Genomic DNA, 17965 nt, shown 5'->3' on the forward strand with positions numbered 1-17965 from the left:
CTTGCTCGGAGTGAGTTCCGCGGCGCTGGCCGTGACCGCTCACATGATCGGGGACGGCGACCTCCCCGATACGGCGATGACGGTGTTGCTCACCGTGCTGATCGGCTGGAACGCGGCCTTCCTCGCTTCGAAAGCCCGCGGACCGCTGGCCACCATCGTCGATCTCGGCGCCGGTCAGGTCGTGATGCACCTCGTGCTCAGTTCGCTGAGCACGCACGAGGTGGTGCACGGCGAACCGGCCCCGGTTTCGGGCGGGCTCGCGATGACCGCCGCGCACGTCGTCGCCACGCTGATCACCGCGGTGCTGCTGGCCAAGGCCGACGGACTGCTGCTCGGCATCCTCTCCTGCCTGCGCGCGCTGGTCCCCTTCATCCTCAACGCGCTCCCGGTCCCCGCCGCGCTGGCGTCGCCGGTGCTCGCCCGTCCGGCGGGCCCCGGTCACCTCGTCCGGGTGGACCTCCGCCGCGTCCACGGCAGGCGTGGCCCGCCGCTGTTCTCCTGAACCCACGACATCCCCCGTCAATCCGGCGAGGCCCCCGAGCCCGCCGTCCCAGTCACGTTCAGGAGTTTTCGTGTCCAAGCACGTCTTCAAGCGCGCCGGTTTCCTGGCCGCCACCGTCGGTATCGCCGGCCTGCTGTCCGCCGGGGTCGCCTCGGCCCACGTCACCGCCAACGTCTACGGCCCCCAGCCGTCGAAGGGCGGCTACGGCGCGATCTTCTTCCGCGTTCCCAACGAGGAGAAGGACGCCGGCACGGTCAAGGTCGAGATCACCGTCAAACCCGAGTACGCGCTCAGCTCGGTGCGGGCCAAGCCGGTTCCCGGCTGGAAGGCCGAGGTCGTCAAGTCCAAGCTGCCCGCCCCGGTGACCACCGCGTCCGGCACGCAGATCACCGAAGCCGTCTCCAAGGTCTCCTGGACCGCCGAACCCGGCACCAAGATCGCCGCCGGATCGACCGAGTTCCAGGAGTTCCAGATCAGCGCGGGCCAGTTCCCGACCAACGTCGACGCGATCGAGTTCCCGGCCACCCAGACCTACGAGAACGGCAAGGTCGTCGAGTGGAACCAGCCGACCCCGGCCTCGGGTGAGGAGCCGGAGCACCCCGCGCCGACGGTGAAGCTCGCCGAGAAGACCGCTGACGGACACGGTGGCGGCCACGGCACCGACGCGAAGGCGTCCGAGGAGTCGCACGCCGCTTCTTCGTCGTCCGACGACACCGCCCGCTGGCTCGGCGGCGCCGGCCTGGTCGTCGGCGCGCTCGGCCTCGGCGTCGGCGCCGGTGCCACCCTGCGCGCCCGCAGCGCCACCGCCGTCTCCGGCAAGAGCGACACCGAAGGAAAGTGAATGCGTAAAGCGATCGTCGCGCTGGCGATCACCGGGGTGGCGTGGCTCGCCACCGCCACCCCGGCGCTGGCGCACAACGTCTTGATCTCCTCCGACCCGGCGAAGGGCGCGTCGCTCGCCGCCGGTCCCGCGAAGATCACCCTCACGTTCGACCAGTACGTCCAGAACGCGAACGTCAACCAGATCGCGGTCGTCGGACCGGGCGGCGGCCAGTGGGCCGAAGGCCAGGTCGAGGTCCGCGACAGCGTCGTGACCGTGCCGCTGCGGCCGCTCGGCCCGGCGGGCGAGTACAAGATCGGCTACCGGATCCTGTCCGCGGACGGGCATTCCGTGACCGGTGAGGTGCCGTTCACCCTCACCGCCGCGGGCACCGGGACCCCGGCGAGCGCCGACGCCGCGCGGAGCAACGCGGGCCAGGCCGAGACCGCCCCGGCGACCGGCGGCGAAGGCTCGTCCGGCGTGCCGATCTGGGTGTGGATCGCGGGCGCCGTCGTGCTGCTCGCCGTCGGACTGACCGTCGCACTGCGCACCGGCGCCGGTGACAAGGAGAAGAGCGGCTCATGACCCAGGCCGAGACCACCTCGCGAGCCCGCGTCGCCGTCCTGTTCTGTGTGGTGACGGCGGGCATCGTCGGCGCCCTGATCGGTGTCGCGCTGACGGCGACCGCCCCGGTGCCCGGGGTCGCGCAGGTCAGCGAGGTGGTCTCGGTCTCGATCCCGATCGTGCGGGTTCTGCTGGACATCTCGGCGGTCGCGACGATCGGGCTGGCACTGCTTTCGGTACTGGTCGGCTACGACCGGCCGAAGCTCTCCGAGCCGATCATGCGGATCGCGCGGCCCGCGAGCGTCGCGGCCGCGCTGGTCTGGGCGACCACCGCGCTCGTCGCGCTGATCCTGCAGACCGCCGAATACCGGCCGGGTTCCAGCACGCTGTCGATGTCGGACGTCGGGAGCTACATCGCCGACGTCGGCGCCGGGAAGGCGCTGCTGATCGTCGCGGTCCTTGCCCTGCTGCACGCGGGACTGGGGATCCTCGCGCTGAAACACGGCGAGAAGGTGCCCGCCGAGGTCCGCGTCGGGCTGGGACTGTTCGCGCTGCTGCCGCTGCCGGTCACCGGGCACGCGTCGAACTGGAACTACCACGACTACACGATGATCTCGATGGAACTGCACGTGATGAGCGCCGTCGCCTGGACCGGCGGGCTCGGCGCGATGGCGGTGCTGCTCGTCGGGAACCGGACGCTGCTGGCGCACGCGCTGCCGCGGTTCTCCAAACTGGCCACGCTGTGCCTGATCCTCGGCGCGGCGACCGGACTGTTCAACGGGCTGATCGAGATCTCGCTCAACCCGTCGCTCGGGTTTTGGGAAGGCGTCTTCACCACGCCGTACGGGCAGCTGGTGCTGTTGAAGCTGTTGTGCACCGGGGCGATCGCGAGCCTCGGCGCGTACACGCGCTGGAAGCTGATGCCGCAGATCGTGCGGCACAACCGCACCGCGCTGGCCGCGTGGGCGACGCTGGAACTGACGGTGATGGGGCTCGCGTTCGGCTTCGCCGTCGTCCTCACGCGAGCCCCGGTCGTTCCGACGACCTAGGCCGGCGCATCTTTCGTTTGCGTCCGGCATCGCTGAATAGTGGTGCCAGAGGGGCCGCATACGCTTTGCGGATGTCTCCGCCGCAGGCCTTCGCCGACGAGTCGTTCCGCGAGGATCCCTCCGGAGGCTTCTACGTACTCGCGGCGGCGGTGCTGCCGATTACCCGGCACGCCGAACTTCGCGAGGTGATGCTGGACGTTCGCGGCGGACGCCGCAGCAGCAAACTGCACTGGTACCCGATGGATCACCAGGAGAAGCTCGACGTCGTCAAGCGAGTCGCCGACTTCGACGAATTGCATGTGGTCACCGTCGGTACACCGGTGAGGCCGAAGCGGCAGGAGCGCAGTCGCGCGCTGTGCCTACAGCGACTGGTCGTCGAGCTGCATGCTGTCGGTGTCGACACACTCGTCGCCGAAGCCCGGCAAGCCGACCTCAACAAGCGGGACGTCGACAGCGTCCGGCACGCGCGGCTATACCTGCCGAGGGGAACAGCGTTTCGGATAGAACACCGATTCGGCAAAGACGAGCCATTGCTGTGGATCGCCGACGTCGTCGCTGGGGCGGTCCGGGCCCGGCTCACCGGTAGCGACGCCTTTTTCGAGCCGCTGAGCGGTTGCGTCCACGAAATCCGGATGGATACGCCGACCTGACCGGCTGGTGATATGCGTAAGGCCAGGCTCCCGGTCATGCCCCAGGTCACCTGGCCTTGCGACTCGCGCGACGTCCACGACGGCACGCTCTTGATCGAGGGTAGCTCATGAATGAGCGTGGTCGCACGTCGCCGGGGCTCGCGTTCGGCTTCGCCGTCGTCCTCACGCGAGCCCCGGTCGTCCCGACGACCTAGGCCTTCTTGTCCAGCGAAACGATCATCAGCGTCTCGGTGGACTCGGGCTCGAAGCGCACCTCGGCGATCCCGGACAGCTCCTCGTTGACGCTCACCCGGCCGTCGTGGTTCCAGACGACGAGGTCGTCACCTTCACGGCAGAAGTTCCACTGGTGCAGCCCGAAGTAGTTCTCGCGCTCGCCCTCGTTCACGTTGAGCATCAGCACGACGGCGTGGCCCGGCTTGACGACCTCGAGCATCTGGCGGGTGCCGAGCACCGGGTCGTACACGTGGTCCAGCGCGTTCTGGCAGTAGACCAGGTCGAAGTGGTCCACCGGGAACGCCTCGGAGAGCTTCTCCACCTCGGCGTCCTGGGTGGCCACCAAGGGAGTCAGGTCCAGCTCGGCGAGGAGGGTGTTGTACCGGTCGGCGAGCGGGTCGACCGGGGTGATCTCCACCGTGCGGCCGGGCCACACCTTGCCGACGCAGGTCAGCGGGCCCGCGCCGACGTCGAGAATGCGCACCGTCGATCTCTCGGGCGCGAACGGCTCGAGGTTGCGCGTCAGATGCGGCTGGTTCCGCAGGTCCGAGTCGGGGCTGGTCCGCCATTCGTAGTCGTTGAACCCTCCGCCGGCGAAGGCCTCCGGCCCACCGGACAGCCAGATCCTCCAGTGGTCCAGTTCGTTCGACAGTCCTTCTTGCCAGCGGGTCTTGCCTGCTGTGCTCATGGATCCTTCTTTCAGTCGAGATAAGCCTTGTGCCCCATTTCGGCGTCAATCTACAGACGACCGAGCTGTGACAGTGTTTGCTCCATCCGGCCGCATTTGGCCGGTTTCGCTGTCCTCCGCGGAGCTCCACCGGAATGCTCTACGCGTTCGCTGGGGTTAACCCGAAGAGGGGATGGTTGATGGGCGGCCCGTTGTCGGGTGAAAGTGAAGTCAGCACGCCACAGGTACCGCGGCAGCGATCGGCGGTCAGGCTCACCCGGCAGGTGAGTTCGGGCCCGCGTCAGCTTCCGCCCGCACCCGCGCATTTCACCAACCGCACCGCCGAACTCGCGTTGCTGGAGAAGCTGCTGGCCCAGCACGACACCGACGGGCCGGCCGTGCAGCTGATCAGCGGCCAGGGCGGGATCGGCAAGACCGCACTGGCCACCGCGTGGGGCCGGCAGCTAGGAGACCGCTTCCCCGACGGGCACCTCTGGGCGGACCTCGGCGGGTTCAGCACCAACGGCCCGCTTTCGGTGAGCGAAGCGCTCGGCCGGTTTCTTCGCGCGCTGGACGTTCCGCCGGAGGGGCTGCCCTCGGACGTCGAAGAGCTCATCGCGCTGTACCGCACGACGACCGCCGAACGGCCGTTGCTCGTACTGCTCGACAACGCCGGATCGACCGAACAGGTGCTTCCGCTGCTGCCCGCCGGCGGGGGAAGCCTCGTGATCGTGACTTCGCGACGTCGTCTGGGCAGGCTCCAGACCGAGCATCGCGCGCGGCTGGTCGAGCTGGCGCCCTTCGGTTCCGCGCACAGCGCCGAATTGCTGGGCCGCGCGGTCGGCGCGGAGCGGGTCGGCGCCGAAGCCGCGCGGGCGCGGGACATCGCCGAGCTGTGCGGCGGCCTGCCGATCGCCCTCACCACGGTCGGCGCCAAGCTGGCCGGACGGCCGAAGATGTCGCTGGAGAAGATCGCCACCGAACTGGGGAAGGAATATCGTCGACTGGCCACGCTGTCGACGAAAGAGGCGCAATCGGTGGAAGCCAGCTTCAACCTCTCCTACGACGAGCTCCCCTCGGACGCGGCCGCGCTGTACGCGGCGCTCGGGCTGCACCCCGGCCCCGATTTCGGCGTCGGTGTGGCCGCCGCGTCGATCGCTGTCCGCGAGGAGGTCGCCGAAGACCTGCTGGACCAGCTCGTCGACGTCGGACTGCTGATCGACCGCGGCGACGACCGGTACACCTTCCACGACCTCGCGCGCCTGCACGCCAAGGAGAAGACGGCGGGCAACGAGTACGACCGCGACATCGCGGTGCGCCGCATGCTCGAGTGGTACCTCTTCACCGCGTCGAAGACCACCGCCATGACGGTCCCCGACCAGGACCCGATCCCGTACCGCTACGAGTACCGGCCACCGTCGCCGATGTCGTTCGCGTCCTCCGACGAGGAACTCGCCTGGCTCGAACTGGAACGCGAGAACCTCATCGCCGCCGTCAAGACCGCCGAAACCTGGCAGCTGCCCGAACTGGGCTGGCAGCTCGCCGCCGCGATGTGGCCGCTCTTCCTGCTGCGCAAGCACTATCCGGATTTCCTCGAGGTGAGCCAGGCCGGGGTGCGCTGCGCGCGGGCGTGGGGCAACGCGTCGGCGGAGGCGCTGATGCACAACCGCGCGGGCGCCGCCTGCCGCGGCACCGGCCGGTACGACGAAGCCGTCTCGCACTACGAGGCCGGACGCGAAGCGGCGCGGAAGGCCGGCAACGAGGTCGTCGAGATCCGGTCGGTGGAAGGCCTCGGCCTGGTCGCGCTGGCACAGGGCAGGCTCGACGACGCGGTGCGATGGTTCACCGAAGACCATCGCCTGAGCGAGAGCCAGAGCCGCCCGCACGACGTCGGCCTCGCGCTGATCAACCTCGGTTCGACCCAGCTCAAGGCCGGACGGCCGGAGCCGGCGATCGAGCACCTCACCCGCGCTCGCGAAGTGCTGGCCGCCGACCCGTACAACGTGGCCCGCGCCCGGACCGATCTCGGCCGCGCCCTCACCGCGACCGGGGATCTCGCGGCCGCCCGGACCGAACTCGAAGCGTCGCTGGCCACGATGGAGGCCAGTGGGTCGAGGTTCGAGGTGGCCAGGGCCCTGGCCGCGTTCGGCGAGGTCGCCGAGGCGGAAGGGAACACCGACGAGGCGAGGCGGCACTACGACCGGGCGTTGCCCATCCTGGTCGGTCTCGGCCGCCCGGAGGCTGACGCTCTGCGCACGCGGCTCGAACAGCTGTGACCCCACGGCACCGATCGGTACTCAGCGACCGAGTGAACGCGCCGATGCGAATGACTCAGCGTAGTTGCAACTTGCACATTCGGGGGAGCATTAGGCCGGGAGAAGTGATTAGCCCGGGCGAATTCGTCACCGTTTGATCGACGAATTCGGACAAGCGACGAACGGTCATTCGCCGTCGGCGAATGCACGTGCAGATGCCTTTCCCGGGTGAGTCAGCGATAGCGGTTCCAGCGTGCGCCGGTGCGTCCGTTCCGAAGATCGTTCAATCGTTTTCGCAGCTCATCCCGCACGCTGGGATGACTGCGGAGAATGGGGAGAACACTCGTCGTGAGCTTCAGTTCACGGATCGCGCGCAGTACGGAGAAGCCGGACCACGTCGTCACGTCGAATCCGTACCGCTGCGCGAACACGCGATAGCGGGCCGGCGGATCACCGAACCGTTCATGGCCCACGGCGAGCGGCGTCAGATCCCATTCCGGCGGCCCGACACAGGACGAATCGAAATCGCACAGCACCGGCCCGTCCGGCCCGGGGATCACGTTCCCGGTGTGCGCGTCCCCGTGGACGAGGCCCCTGGGCAGGGGGAAGTCCAGGTCCGCGAGCGCGGCTTCGACCTCGGCGCAGCGTTCGAGCAGGAACCGCCGGTCGCCCTCGTCCAGCTCCTCCGCGTCCGAAACCCGGGCGCGGACCGCGGCGAACGGCGCCCATTCGGCGAGCCCCTCGGGTGGCGGGAGCGCGTGGACCTGGCGCAGCAGCGCGGCGAGATCGGCCGACTTCGCCTTCCGGCCGGTCTCGGGCACCTTCCACCAGACCGTCACGAGATGTTCGCCGACCGGCAGCGGCTGGTCGAGCCCGGGAACGAGCCGGATGGCAGGCACCGCGTGCCGTTCGAAATGCCGCGCGACCCGCACGACCGTGCCGACGCGATGCCGCAGCAGGGTGGAGCCGACGATCCTGACGACGAACGGCGCGCTCGCCAGCTCGTAGACGGCGTTGTTGGTGAACCTCAGCAGGCGGGCACCTTCGGGGTCCACGCCCAGCAGATCGCACGTCCGCCCGAGGGCGTCGCGCAGGATGGCGGGCGTGAACCGGCCGCCCGGACCGGTCGGCTCAGGCGGCGTAGAAGGAGTTGAGGCGGTCGGCGAGGTCACGGGCGTCCGCGTTGTTCCGGCGGCGCTCCGCCTCGACCTGCAGTGGCCGCATCCGGTCCTTCACCCGCTCGGACTTGATGCCCTCGGCACAGTCGACGGCCTTCGAGCCCACCTTGGCGCCATGGTCGAGATCGCCTTCGAGCAGGTGGTTCGTGGCCAGGGCGCTGAGCATGAACGTCTTGCTGCGGGCCATGTCGTCCGTGTAGGACTCGACGGCCTTGGTCAGCGCCGGGATCGCGTACTTGGTGTGCTCGGCGTTCTTCGCCGCGAGCACGGTGTGCACGGTGCCGATCATGGCGTAGACGTCGGTCTCGGTGAAGAACTTGACCCAGGATTCGGCCTCGGCGAGGTTGGCGCGGGCGAACTCGTCCTTGCTCCGGCCGAGCAGCTTCACGGCCTGCTCCTCGTTGCCCATCATCGCGTAGGCCCACGCCTCGTTGGCGCAGAGCACGGCGACCGCCAGCTCGGAGCCCGATTCCTGGGCGGCGATCTGGCCGAGCTGGAACAGTTTCAGCGCGTCGTTCGGGGCGTCCTGGTGCAGGTAGACGCGGCCCATCCGGTAGAGGACGTTCGCGACCAGCGGGTGGTTGTCGCCCTGTTTGGCCAGGTCCAGCGCGTTCGCGAAATGTCCGCGCGCGGAATCCATGAGGCCGGTGTCGAAGGAGGTCCAGCCCGCCAGGCTGTGCAGGTCGGCGAGGGCGACGTACAGCCGGTTCTTGACCGGCTCGGTGCCGGTGGACTCGAGCATCTGCTGTCCCCAGGACAGCTGGGCGACCACGGCGTCGCGGCAGAAACCGCCGCCGTACTGGTAGTCGAGGGAACGGAGGGCTCTGGTCGCGGCTTCCACCTGGCGGACGTCGGTCATGCCGATCCGTCCGGGAGCGGGCGTCTTCGCCGGTCCCGCCGACCACGTACCCGATTCCGGGCCGAACACCGCCGCACCCATCGTGACCTGGGCGGCGTGTGCGAGGAACCTCCGTCGCTTCACGGACTCGTCCTCCTCCGCCTGCTGGCCGTCGGCAGCGCCGACGACCTTTATCGCTGTCGCCTCGTCATAGGCGAGACCCATGTATCCCCTGGGGACACCAAGGCCGTCAGCGATGCGGGTGAGCACGTCGTACGCCATCACCTGGCGACCTTTGAGGATCTCGGACACCTCGGACTGCGACTGGCCGGTCATCGCCGCGATCTGACGCTGCGAAACACCGTGCTTGCGCAACAGCCGGTACACGGACGAGATCTCCCGTGTGGCCAGTGCGGCTCGCATCTCCGGCTGCTCCCAGGCATCCGGTGGCACGGGGTGACTCTGGCGACCCGAACCGCTTGCAGCGTCCGAGCCGGCGACAGCGCCGCCACCGATACTGGCGTCCATTGCGCCCCCTCACAGTTCCGTTGGGGTCGAGAAACAGCGTAGGCACACCTATTCAACCGTGCGAAACACCGGATCGCCCGTCGTGATCGGCCCGGCAGAAGTCGTTTGACCGCTTACCGTGAAACCCCGTCCGGTCACCGCTATGACGGCGGTTCGACCTTCTATCGCACTCGGTTTCACATCACTGTAGTTGTCAGATCTCCGTGACCGACCGGCCACCGGCCGCGATCACGGAGAGCTACCAAGTCTCCGAACCCCCTACAGGTGCGGACACGCGGATACGAAGACGACGTGGAACGAGAGAGCGGAGAAGAGCCAGTGGAGTTCGTGGACTCGATCGCAACAGGCTCCATCACCGCGGGACGGCCCGGTATGGCCACGCGCCACCTGCGTGCGGCCGGCCCCGCCGGTCAGCAGGCGGTCGCCGTCGCCCCCGGCGCGAACCGTCCGGTCTCCCCTTCCACCCCGGTCGACCCCCGTACCGCGAGTGTGCGCCGTTACGAAGGCGGACAGCTGGTCTGGCGGGTGCAGTGCGGCGATCTCATCAGCCGTGAACGCGCCGTCACCGTGTTCGTCGAAGACAACCAGGTGGTTCTCGTCTCGCCGCCAGGAGAGACCGCGCGCCTGACGTCCGGCCAGCTCGGACAGCTCAGGGCAGCGCTCAACGAAGCCGCCAAAATGGCGGAAAGGTAACGGTGAGTTCTCCGTGGATCAGGTCCTAGGGCAAGTCCTCCGCAACGCGGTTTGGGAACGCCTCGACATGCTCTCCGATCTCGCGAACCGGGCCGACGCGCAGTCGCTCGTCTCGGTCGCCCGCTCGGAGCTCCCCCGGCTCGCCGAAGGCTGGCGCGCGATGCTCCAGGCGCACGAGCCCGACGAGCGCGGGGACTGCCCCACCTGCTCGACCCGCTGGCACAAGTGCAAGGCCCCCTGCTCGGTATGGCAGGTCGCGCACGAGCACCTGGTCGCCGGCGGCCTCGCCCCCCAGCAGATCGCGGCCACCCAGGACCACCGGCGCGAAAGCCGCCGCCGCGTCCCTGGCCAGAGCCGCGGGGTGAGCCCGGCCGAAACCACCGGCAGGCACGCTCTGGTCAACCCGCGTCGTGCCGCCATCGGCGGCGTGCACGCTTGAGAAAGCCAGGCGAGTGACCGGCGGTCCGAGCAGCCCCCTCGGCAACCACGCCACGATCTCGCCTTCGCCGGCGGCGGTTCGCGCGTACCCCCGAACGCGACGAACCGCTCTCGGTAATCACTCCGGTCCCCACCGCGATTAATCGAAAATTATCGGCAGAACACCTAGCGAAGGCAGTAATCGGTCGCTAGGTTGATGATCACAAACGCAGCGCGATACCTGCCCCGGAGCGCGCTGCCATCCCCCGAACCCCGCGGGCCGGTGCCGTTGCACTCCCCTCCCCCGACCGGCACCGGTCCGCGGTCTCCAACCTTCAGCTGACGCCCTTCACCCGCGTGACCAGTACCGCGGCGATGACGGTGGACAGCGCCGAAGCCGCGAAAAGGCTCGGATATCCGCCCAGGTAGGCCAAAATCGGCGCGGTCAGCATCGGCGCCACCACCTGCGGCAGCGAGTTCGCGATGTTGATGACGCCGAGGTCCTTCGCCCGGTCCTGCGCGGTGGGCAGCACCTGCGTGAGCATCGCCAGCGCGACGGCCATGTACGCGCCGAAACCGACTCCCAGCAACGGTGACGCCGCAAGCGCGGCCGTCCAGTTCTGCCAGACCACCAGCAGCAGGGCGGCGACGGCCATCACCGCCGAAGCGGCGAGGACGTATGGCTTCCGGCGTCCCGTCTTGTCGGAGAAGTGCCCGGCGATGAGCGCGCCGACGACGAGCGCCGCGCCGTAGAGGCCCATCATGATCAGCAGTCCGGTGTCCGGATCTTCGTAGTGCACCGCGTCCTTGAGGAAGAACAACAGGTACAGCGTCCCGAAGGCGTTGCCGAGGTTGATCATGAAGTGGCAGCCCCACGCCCAGGCGAAGTCCGGATGCCTGCGCGGGGAGATCCACAGATTCGCGAGTACGTCCCGAGTCCTGGCCGACGGCCGGAACGCGACCGGCAGCCGCGCGTCCGGCGTGCGCAGGACGAACGCCGCCGCGCCCGCCAGCACGATGGCCGCGCACACCGCGTAGCCCAGCGGGAGCCCGGCGAGGTCGAGCATCACCACGACCACCACCGCGCCGAGCACGGTCCCGAGCATCTGGGCGATGCCGACGAGGCCGCCGACCTGGGCGCGCTGGGGTACGGGAACGCGGTCGGCGATGGCCGACACCAGCATCGCGAGCATCCCGTTCAGTCCCGCCTGGACCAGACACCAGCCGAGCACCATGACCGCGACGTTCGGCGCGAACGCGAGGACGAGCAGTCCGGCGGCGGCGACAGCGGCGCCGGCCGCCGTCCACGGATGACGACGGCCGCGAGCGGAACAGGTCCGGTCGGACAGCAGACCGACGGCCGGGTTGGCGATCAGCGCGACGACCGCGCCGATGCCGGTGACCAGGCTGAACACGGCCTCCTTACTGGTGGCGTCCAGCAGTTCGGCCTGTTTGGGCAGGAGAACCTGGATGGGTGCGTAAACCCCCAGCCAGAGCGCGATGTTCGCGAAGAACAGCAGGCTCATCCACCCCGCGCGGACCCTGGCGACCGGCTCGGCGAGCGCCTCGGGCAGATCCCGGACCTCACTCATGGCGGATCAGTTCCCGGTACCAGCCGAAGGAGTCCTTCGGCGTGCGCTTCTGTGTCTCGTAATCGATGTGCACCAGCCCGAACCGCGGCTGGTAGCCCTTCGACCATTCGAAGTTGTCCATCAGCGACCAGACGAAGTACCCGCGGACGTCGACGCCGGCGTCCATCGCTTCGCGCACCGCGACCAGGTGACTGTCGAGGAAGTCGATGCGTTCCTGGTCGTGGACGTGGCCGTCTTCGGCGACGACGTCGTCGAAGCTGCAGCCGTTTTCGGTGATGTAGACGGGCGGGAGGTGCTCGCGGTAGCGCTCGTGGAAGCCGACGAGCAGATCGCGCAGCCCGTGCGGGACGATCGGCGAATCGTTGGTGGTCATGGGATATCCCTCGATCGCGCGAAGCTCGAAGGGCAGCGGATTGCCTTCGCCGGGCGCGGCGACGCCCTGCGGCTCGTAGTAATTCACCCCGTAGAAGTCGAGGGGCTGCGCGATGGTCGGCAGATCGTCGGCGAAACCCGCCGGGAGATGCGCGACTACTTGTTCGGGATATCGGCCGAGCAGCACCGGATCCGCGTAAGTGCGATTGATGAGGGCGTCGATCCATTCGCCCGCGGCCTTGTCCTCCGGCGAATCGGTGGCGGGCCAGATCGGCGAATGATTGTTGGCCGTGCCGACGCTCCGGGCACCGGCCGCGCGCAGCGCTTGGACCGCGAGACCGTGCGCGAGATTCTGGTAGTGCGCGGTGGGCAGGGCGTCGAGCAGGAGTGTCTTGCCGGGCGCGTACTCGCCGATCGCGTAGCCGAAGATCGACATGACCATGGGCTCGTTGAGCGGGATCCACATTTTCACCCGATCGGAGAACCGCTCGCCCACGATGGCGGCGTACTCCCCGAACCGTTCGGCGGTGTCGCGAGCGAGCCAGCCGCCCTTGTCTTCGAGGGCCTGCGGGAGGTCCCAATGGAAGAGCGTCCCGGTCGGCGCGATACCGGCGGCGCAGACCTCGTCGAGCAATTTGTCATAGAACGCAAGGCCTTCGGCGTTGGGTTTGCCGTCGCCGTCGGGCTGGATCCGGGGCCAGGCGAAGGACATGCGGTAGGCGCCGACGCCGAGTTCGGCCATCAGCGAGATGTCCTCGGAGTAGCGGTGGAAGTGATCGGCCGCTACCTTGGCGTGCTCAGCCCGCGCGATCTTTCCCTCCGTTTCGGTGAACGTGTCCCAAATGGACTGTCCCCGGCCGCCTTCACCGGTCGCCCCCTCGATCTGGAAGGCGGAGGTCGATACACCCCACAGGAATTCGGACGGGAAGGTCGGATTCTCCACCGGCGGCACGCCTTTCCTCTTCAGACTCGGCCGAACATGAAAAGTTCTCAGATACTATGCCTTCACTCGACCGGGGGGAACCCTGTCGGCACGATAAAGTCGCAGATCAGCGAAGGAGGAGCCCGAGTGTCCGACATCCAGGCCGCGAAACCGCAAGCGGAGACGACTCCGCTCCGGCGGCAGCCCGTTCAGCAGCGCAGCGCCAAGCGGGTGGAGCAGATGCTCGACGCCAGCGCCCAGCTGATCGACGAACTCGGCTACGACGCGTTGACGACCACGCTGATCGCGAAGCGCGCCGGGGTGGCCGTCGGTTCGCTGTACCAGTTCTTCCCCGACAAGCGGGCCGTGGTGCAGGCGCTGACGCAGCGGAACCTCGAGCGGTTCGTCGCCTCGGTGTCGGAAACGCTGAACGAGCTCGCGCCCGAGCACTGGTGGGACGTCGTGGACTCGATCCTCGACATCTACTTGGCGATGCACCGCGAGGTACCCGGCTTCTCGAAGGTGCACTTCGGTGACGTCGTGGACCGGCAACTCCTCGACGAGACGCGTGACAACAACGCGGTCATCGTCGACGCGCTCACCGATGTGCTCTCCGCGCGGATCCAGTCGCCGCCGGACGACATCCGATTCGCGCTGACGATCGCGAACGAGACCGCCGACGCGCTGCTGAAGCTGGCTTTCCGCCGGGACCCGCGAGGGGACGAGCGGATCGTGGCGGAGGCGAAGTCGGTGGTGAAGGGCTACTTGGCGAGCAAGTTCGGGGAGGCCTGAGGTTCTCCGCTCGGGGTTCTCGACGCTTCGTCCACTGTGGACTCCCGCAGCTCTGCCCGGACGTCCTGAAGGCCCCCTTTGAGACGTTGAGTGTCTCAAAGGAGGCCCTTGCTCCATTCGTGTCCACCGACGCCCGAACCCGTCGCCCCACCAGTCACACGATTCCCAGCAGCCCCGCCTTCACACCCACTGACCTGGCGTTACCCGGTTGTCCACATAAGTTGTCCACACCCACCCACAGTTGTGGACAACCTCGCCCCTCACCCCACCGAACCCCGTCCCCCGTCGCCCCCTCCCGATACGCTGGTGCGGGGCGCGCCCCCCAGGGATGGGTGGGGGGTGGGGTCGCGGGGTCAGCCGAAGTTTTGGGACTCGCCGCGGTAGGTGGGGACGGTCCGGTCGACGCGGTCGCCGACGACGACGTGGTAGTGCGTGAAGCGTTCGGCGAGTTCTCCGGCTTTCGCGTGGCGCAGCCAGACGCGGTCGCCGAGCCGCAGGTGGCGGGCCGCTTCGCCGGAGACGGGGGTTTGGACTTCGCCGGCGCCTTCGAAGCCGAGCAGCGAGAGACCTTCGGGCAAGTAGGGCTTCGGGAGGCGCGAAGACTCCGCAGGGCCCGAAGCGATGTAGCCGCCGGAGAAGAGCGTCGCGACCTTCGGGGCGGGGCGCCGGACGACGGGCAGCGCGAACATCGCGGCCGGGCGCGGCGAGAAATGCGCGTAGCCGTCGAAAAGCGTCGGCCCGATCAGGCCGGAGCCCGCCGCGATTTCGGTGACGGCCGCTTCGGCGCCGGTCGATTCGACGCTGCCGCTGCCGCCGCCGTTGACGAACTCCAGATCCGCCAGCCCCCGCACGGCGCGAACCGCGGCCGCACGGCGCTTCGCGATTTCCACAATGGACTTTCGCTGCATCCAGCCGATGACGGAGTTCTTGGCCCCACTGCCCGCCGCGTCGCCGAGCCCGGCGATCTGCCCTTCGTACGCCATCATCCCGACCAGCCGGAAACCCTTGCGGGACAAGATGGTCCGCGCCAGATCCGCGGCCTGCCGCGGGCTGAACACCGGCGAGCGCCGGGTGCCGATGTGCACTCCGGGCAGCGGCCGCCACGAAGCGTCGAGTTCCAGGCAGACCCGGATTTCGGGATGCCCCTGCCCGAGCGCGGCATCGACCAGGTCGAGATGTTCGGGCGAGTCGACCATGATCGAGATCGCCGCCCGCGCCCGGTCGTTCGCCGCCAGCCGCCGCAGCGCGCCGTGGTCGGCGGTCGGGTACGCCACCACGATGTCGTCGGACGTCCCCTGCTCGACATGCCAGACGGCTTCGGCGAGCGAGTAGCACATGAGGCCTTCGAAGCCGGGCCGCGCGAGGACCCGTTCGAGCAGATACCGGCAGCGCACGGATTTGCTGACCACGCGGATCGGCTTCCCGGCCGCCCGCCGCAGCAGGTCGGCGCCGTTCGCGTCGAACGCATCCAAGTCGACAATCGCGAACGGAGGATCCAGGTCCTTCGTCGCCAAGTCGTACACCGTCGCACTGGTCACCCGAACTAAGGTACGACAGAAGGGCTTGAAACGCGAATACTATTCACTTACTGTTTCGGCACTCACAGCCTCTCGGAATAGGTGGGCGCATGACACGGTGGAGCAACTGGGCCGGCACCGCGACGGCGTCGCCGCTGCGCGTGCATCGGCCGCGTGACACGGACGCGATCGCCGAAGCGATCGGCCGGTCCGCCGCGGACGGACGACGCCTCCGCCCACTCGGCAGCGGCCACTCCTTCACCGCGATCGCCGCCGCGAATTCGGACGCCATGGACCTGACCGGCTGGACCGGGATCGCCTCCGCCGACGTCGCGAAAGGCCTGGTCACGGTCCGTTCGGGCACCACGCTCAAGCAGCTCAACGCCGAACTCGACGCGCTGGGCCTGGCGATGACCAACCTCGGCGACATCGACGCGCAGACCGTCGCCGGCGCGATTTCCACCGGCACCCACGGCACCGGCGCCAAGCTCGGCGGCATCGCCACCCAGATCGCCGCGCTCGAACTCGTGCTCGCCGACGGCACCGTGGTCACCTGTTCGGCGGACGAACGCCCCGACCTCTTCGCCGCGGCGCGGGTCGGTCTGGGCGCGCTCGGCGTCATCAGCACGGTCACCCTGCAGTGTGAACCGTCGTTCCTGCTCTCCGCCCAGGAGCGGCCGGAACCGCTCGAACAGGTCCTCGAAGGCTTCGACCAGTTCGCCGACGAGAACGACCACTTCGAGTTCTACTGGTTCCCCTACGGCAAGAACGCCCTGGTCAAGCGCAACAACCGGCTTCCCGCGGGTAGCGAGCACCGGCCGTTGAGCAGGCTGAAGGAGTTCGTCGACTACGAGGTCACCGAGAACGTCGCGTTCGGCGGCCTGTGCCGCCTCGGCCGCGCGGTGCCGAAACTCGTGCAGCCGCTCGGCCGGTTCGCCTCGAACATCCTTTCCGCCCGCGAGTACAGCGACACGTCGCATCGCGTCTTCGTGACCCATCGCGGCGTGCGGTTCGTCGAGTCGGAGTTCGCGATCCCCCGCGACGCGCTGCACGACGTCTTCGCCGAACTCCGTGCGTTCGTCCCGAAGCTGGAGAACCCGGTCGCGTTCCCGGTCGAGGTGCGCGTCGCCGCGGCGGACGACATCTGGCTTTCGACCGCGAACGGCCGCGACTCGGCCTACATCGCGATCCACCAGTTCGTCGGCATGCCCTATCGGGAGTACTTCGCCGGGTTCGCGTCGATCGTCGGCGAGGTCGGCGGCCGCCCGCACTGGGGCAAGATGCACGACCTCGACGCCGCGACACTGCGCTCGCGCTACCCGCGCTTCGACGATTTCCTGCGGGTCCGCAAGGAGGTGGACCCGGCCGGGATCTTCACGAACACGTATCTCGACCGGGTCCTCGGCACTCCCTAAGCGGTTTCGAACAGCGCGCTGACCGACTCTCCGTTGTGGATCCGGCGCATCGCCTCCGCCAGCGCGGGCGCGATCGACAGGACCCGCAGTTTCGGGCTCTGCTCCTCCGGCGGGATGGGCACCGTGTTCGTGCAGACGACCTCCAGCACGTCGGGCTGGCTGCCGATCCGCTCGAGCGCGCCGCTGGAGAAGAGGCCGTGCGTGCAGGCGACGCGGATCGAACGCGGCTTCAGTTCCCGGAGCTTGTTGAGCAGTTCGATCACCGTGCTGCCCTTGGCGATCTCGTCGTCGAGGACGATGACGTCGCGGCCGGTGATCTCGCCGATCACCGAGCTGATCTCGACCCTGTCGTCGGCGAAGCGCTGCTTCGCGCCCGCCGCGACCTGGACACCGAGCAGCCGGGCGAAATGCGCGGCCTCCTTGGCGTTGCCGAGATCCGGCGAGACCACGGTGGTCGCGGACAGGTCGTACTGGCGGAAGTGCTTCGCCAGTTCCTGCAGCGCGTGCAGGTGATCGACCGGGACGCTGAAGAATCCGTGCACCTGCGGCGAGTGCAGTGTCATCGCGAGGACGCGATCGGCGCCGGCGGTCGCCATCAGGTCGGCGACGAGACGGCCGCCGATCGAGATCCGCGGCGCGTCCTTCTTGTCCGACCGGGCGTACGAATAGTGCGGCATGACGACGGTGATCCGCTTCGCCGAAGCGCCCCGCGCGGCGTCCAGCATCAGCAGCAGTTCGACGAGATGTTCCTGCACCGGCCGCACCAACGGCTGGATCAGGAAGACGTCGCGCTCGCGGCAGTTCGCTTCGAGCTGGACTTCGAGACAGTCGTTGGCGAACCGCTGCACCTTCACCGGATGCAGGGGAACACCGAGATGGGCGCAGATCTCTTCGGCGAGCTCGGGATGGGCGCTGCCACTGAAGACCGCGATGTCCTCGCGCAAGGACCTTCTCCGTTCAGTCAAAAGACGGATTACGTCC

At 68.5% G+C, this 17965-nt stretch carries 17 protein-coding genes; 10 read left to right on the forward strand and 7 right to left on the reverse strand.

The features are described 5' to 3' along the window. Positions 1-10: 10 nt before the first annotated feature. The 5 genes from ED92_RS05745 (at position 11) to ED92_RS05765 (ending at position 3585) form a co-directional block, all read left to right on the forward strand. Entirely contained in the window at positions 11-502 is a 492-nt protein-coding gene (locus ED92_RS05745) for a hypothetical protein (protein WP_081975742.1), read from the forward strand. Between the two features lie 70 nt (positions 503-572). Next, positions 573-1343, forward strand: coding sequence for a YcnI family protein (locus ED92_RS05750; protein WP_037333806.1), 771 nt, complete (start codon positions 573-575; stop codon positions 1341-1343). After that, a complete protein-coding gene (locus ED92_RS05755; RefSeq protein WP_037333809.1) occupies positions 1344-1907 on the forward strand; it encodes a copper resistance CopC family protein in 564 nt (187 codons plus the stop codon). It abuts the gene before it with no gap. After that, complete coding sequence (locus tag ED92_RS05760) at positions 1904-2935, forward strand: copper resistance D family protein (protein WP_037333812.1); 1032 nt, start codon at positions 1904-1906, stop codon at positions 2933-2935. The genes ED92_RS05755 and ED92_RS05760 overlap by 4 nt, the downstream gene beginning before the upstream one ends. 71 nt (positions 2936-3006) lie before the next feature. Then, positions 3007-3585: a DUF3800 domain-containing protein gene (locus ED92_RS05765; protein ID WP_037333815.1), complete on the forward strand. Its 579-nt coding sequence runs from the start codon at positions 3007-3009 to the stop codon at positions 3583-3585. A gap of 190 nt (positions 3586-3775) precedes the next feature. Here the strand turns inward: ED92_RS05765 and ED92_RS05770 are convergent, their stop codons facing one another. Next, on the reverse strand, positions 3776-4486 hold the full coding sequence (locus ED92_RS05770; RefSeq protein WP_037333817.1) for a bifunctional 2-polyprenyl-6-hydroxyphenol methylase/3-demethylubiquinol 3-O-methyltransferase UbiG: 711 nt from the start codon (positions 4484-4486) through the stop codon (positions 3776-3778). A 263-nt stretch (positions 4487-4749) separates the two neighbouring features. Here ED92_RS05770 and ED92_RS05775 point away from each other — a divergent pair, with 263 nt between their 5' ends. Continuing rightward, a complete protein-coding gene (locus ED92_RS05775) occupies positions 4750-6741 on the forward strand; it encodes a tetratricopeptide repeat protein (protein ID WP_235213202.1) in 1992 nt (663 codons plus the stop codon). 212 nt (positions 6742-6953) lie between these two features. On the opposite strand, the gene ED92_RS05780 is transcribed toward ED92_RS05775, so the two are convergent. Next, positions 6954-7892 (reverse strand): phosphotransferase family protein, encoded by a 939-nt coding sequence (locus ED92_RS05780; protein WP_369797375.1) that lies wholly within the window; start codon positions 7890-7892, stop codon positions 6954-6956. Further along, entirely contained in the window at positions 7852-9159 is a 1308-nt protein-coding gene (locus ED92_RS05785) for a helix-turn-helix transcriptional regulator (protein ID WP_161791087.1), read from the reverse strand. Before ED92_RS05785 ends, ED92_RS05780 begins: the two co-directional genes overlap by 41 nt. A gap of 423 nt (positions 9160-9582) precedes the next feature. Here ED92_RS05785 and ED92_RS05790 point away from each other — a divergent pair, with 423 nt between their 5' ends. Beyond that, positions 9583-9957, forward strand: a complete 375-nt coding sequence (locus ED92_RS05790) for a hypothetical protein (protein ID WP_037333826.1) — start codon at positions 9583-9585, stop codon at positions 9955-9957. A 13-nt stretch (positions 9958-9970) separates the two neighbouring features. Continuing rightward, the gene (locus tag ED92_RS05795; protein WP_037333828.1) at positions 9971-10396 is read left to right on the forward strand and encodes a hypothetical protein; all 426 of its coding nucleotides are present in this window, start codon (positions 9971-9973) and stop codon (positions 10394-10396) included. A 313-nt stretch (positions 10397-10709) separates the two neighbouring features. Here the strand turns inward: ED92_RS05795 and ED92_RS05800 are convergent, their stop codons facing one another. Continuing rightward, positions 10710-11966 carry an MFS transporter gene (locus tag ED92_RS05800; protein ID WP_037333831.1) on the reverse strand — a complete coding sequence of 419 codons (1257 nt, stop codon included), beginning with the start codon at positions 11964-11966 and terminating at the stop codon, positions 10710-10712. Then, a complete protein-coding gene (locus ED92_RS05805; protein ID WP_037336098.1) occupies positions 11959-13281 on the reverse strand; it encodes a GH1 family beta-glucosidase in 1323 nt (440 codons plus the stop codon). Before ED92_RS05805 ends, ED92_RS05800 begins: the two co-directional genes overlap by 8 nt. Before the next feature lie 126 nt (positions 13282-13407). Between ED92_RS05805 and ED92_RS05810 the strand changes: the two genes are divergently transcribed. After that, on the forward strand, positions 13408-14052 hold the full coding sequence (locus tag ED92_RS05810; protein ID WP_016330531.1) for a TetR/AcrR family transcriptional regulator: 645 nt from the start codon (positions 13408-13410) through the stop codon (positions 14050-14052). Positions 14053-14405: 353 nt separating this feature from the next. Here the strand turns inward: ED92_RS05810 and ED92_RS05815 are convergent, their stop codons facing one another. Further along, positions 14406-15590, reverse strand: coding sequence for an amino acid deaminase/aldolase (locus ED92_RS05815; protein WP_037333834.1), 1185 nt, complete (start codon positions 15588-15590; stop codon positions 14406-14408). Between the two features lie 89 nt (positions 15591-15679). On the opposite strand from ED92_RS05815, the gene ED92_RS05820 reads away from it, so the two are divergent. After that, on the forward strand, positions 15680-16984 hold the full coding sequence (locus tag ED92_RS05820; RefSeq protein WP_037333837.1) for a D-arabinono-1,4-lactone oxidase: 1305 nt from the start codon (positions 15680-15682) through the stop codon (positions 16982-16984). Here the strand turns inward: ED92_RS05820 and ED92_RS05825 are convergent. Beyond that, positions 16981-17928 carry a ribose-phosphate pyrophosphokinase gene (locus ED92_RS05825; protein WP_037333840.1) on the reverse strand — a complete coding sequence of 316 codons (948 nt, stop codon included), beginning with the start codon at positions 17926-17928 and terminating at the stop codon, positions 16981-16983. The two genes, ED92_RS05820 and ED92_RS05825, sit on opposite strands and share 4 nt — an antisense overlap. Between the last annotated feature and the right edge of the window lie 37 nt (positions 17929-17965).

Origin of the sequence: Amycolatopsis sp. MJM2582 (assembly GCF_000754115.1) — a bacterium.
Classification (GTDB): Bacteria; Actinomycetota; Actinomycetes; order Mycobacteriales; family Pseudonocardiaceae; genus Amycolatopsis; species Amycolatopsis japonica.

Coding starts and splice junctions, on each gene's coding strand:
- ED92_RS05785 (WP_161791087.1), bottom strand. CDS start 9,159: ATGCGAGCCGCACTGGCCACACGGGAGATCTCGTCCGTGTACCGGCTG.
- ED92_RS05770 (WP_037333817.1), bottom strand. CDS start 4,486: ATGAGCACAGCAGGCAAGACCCGCTGGCAAGAAGGACTGTCGAACGAA.
- ED92_RS05760 (WP_037333812.1), top strand. CDS start 1,904: ATGACCCAGGCCGAGACCACCTCGCGAGCCCGCGTCGCCGTCCTGTTC.
- ED92_RS05820 (WP_037333837.1), top strand. CDS start 15,680: ATGACACGGTGGAGCAACTGGGCCGGCACCGCGACGGCGTCGCCGCTG.
- ED92_RS05800 (WP_037333831.1), bottom strand. CDS start 11,966: ATGAGTGAGGTCCGGGATCTGCCCGAGGCGCTCGCCGAGCCGGTCGCC.
- ED92_RS05765 (WP_037333815.1), top strand. CDS start 3,007: ATGTCTCCGCCGCAGGCCTTCGCCGACGAGTCGTTCCGCGAGGATCCC.
- ED92_RS05755 (WP_037333809.1), top strand. CDS start 1,344: ATGCGTAAAGCGATCGTCGCGCTGGCGATCACCGGGGTGGCGTGGCTC.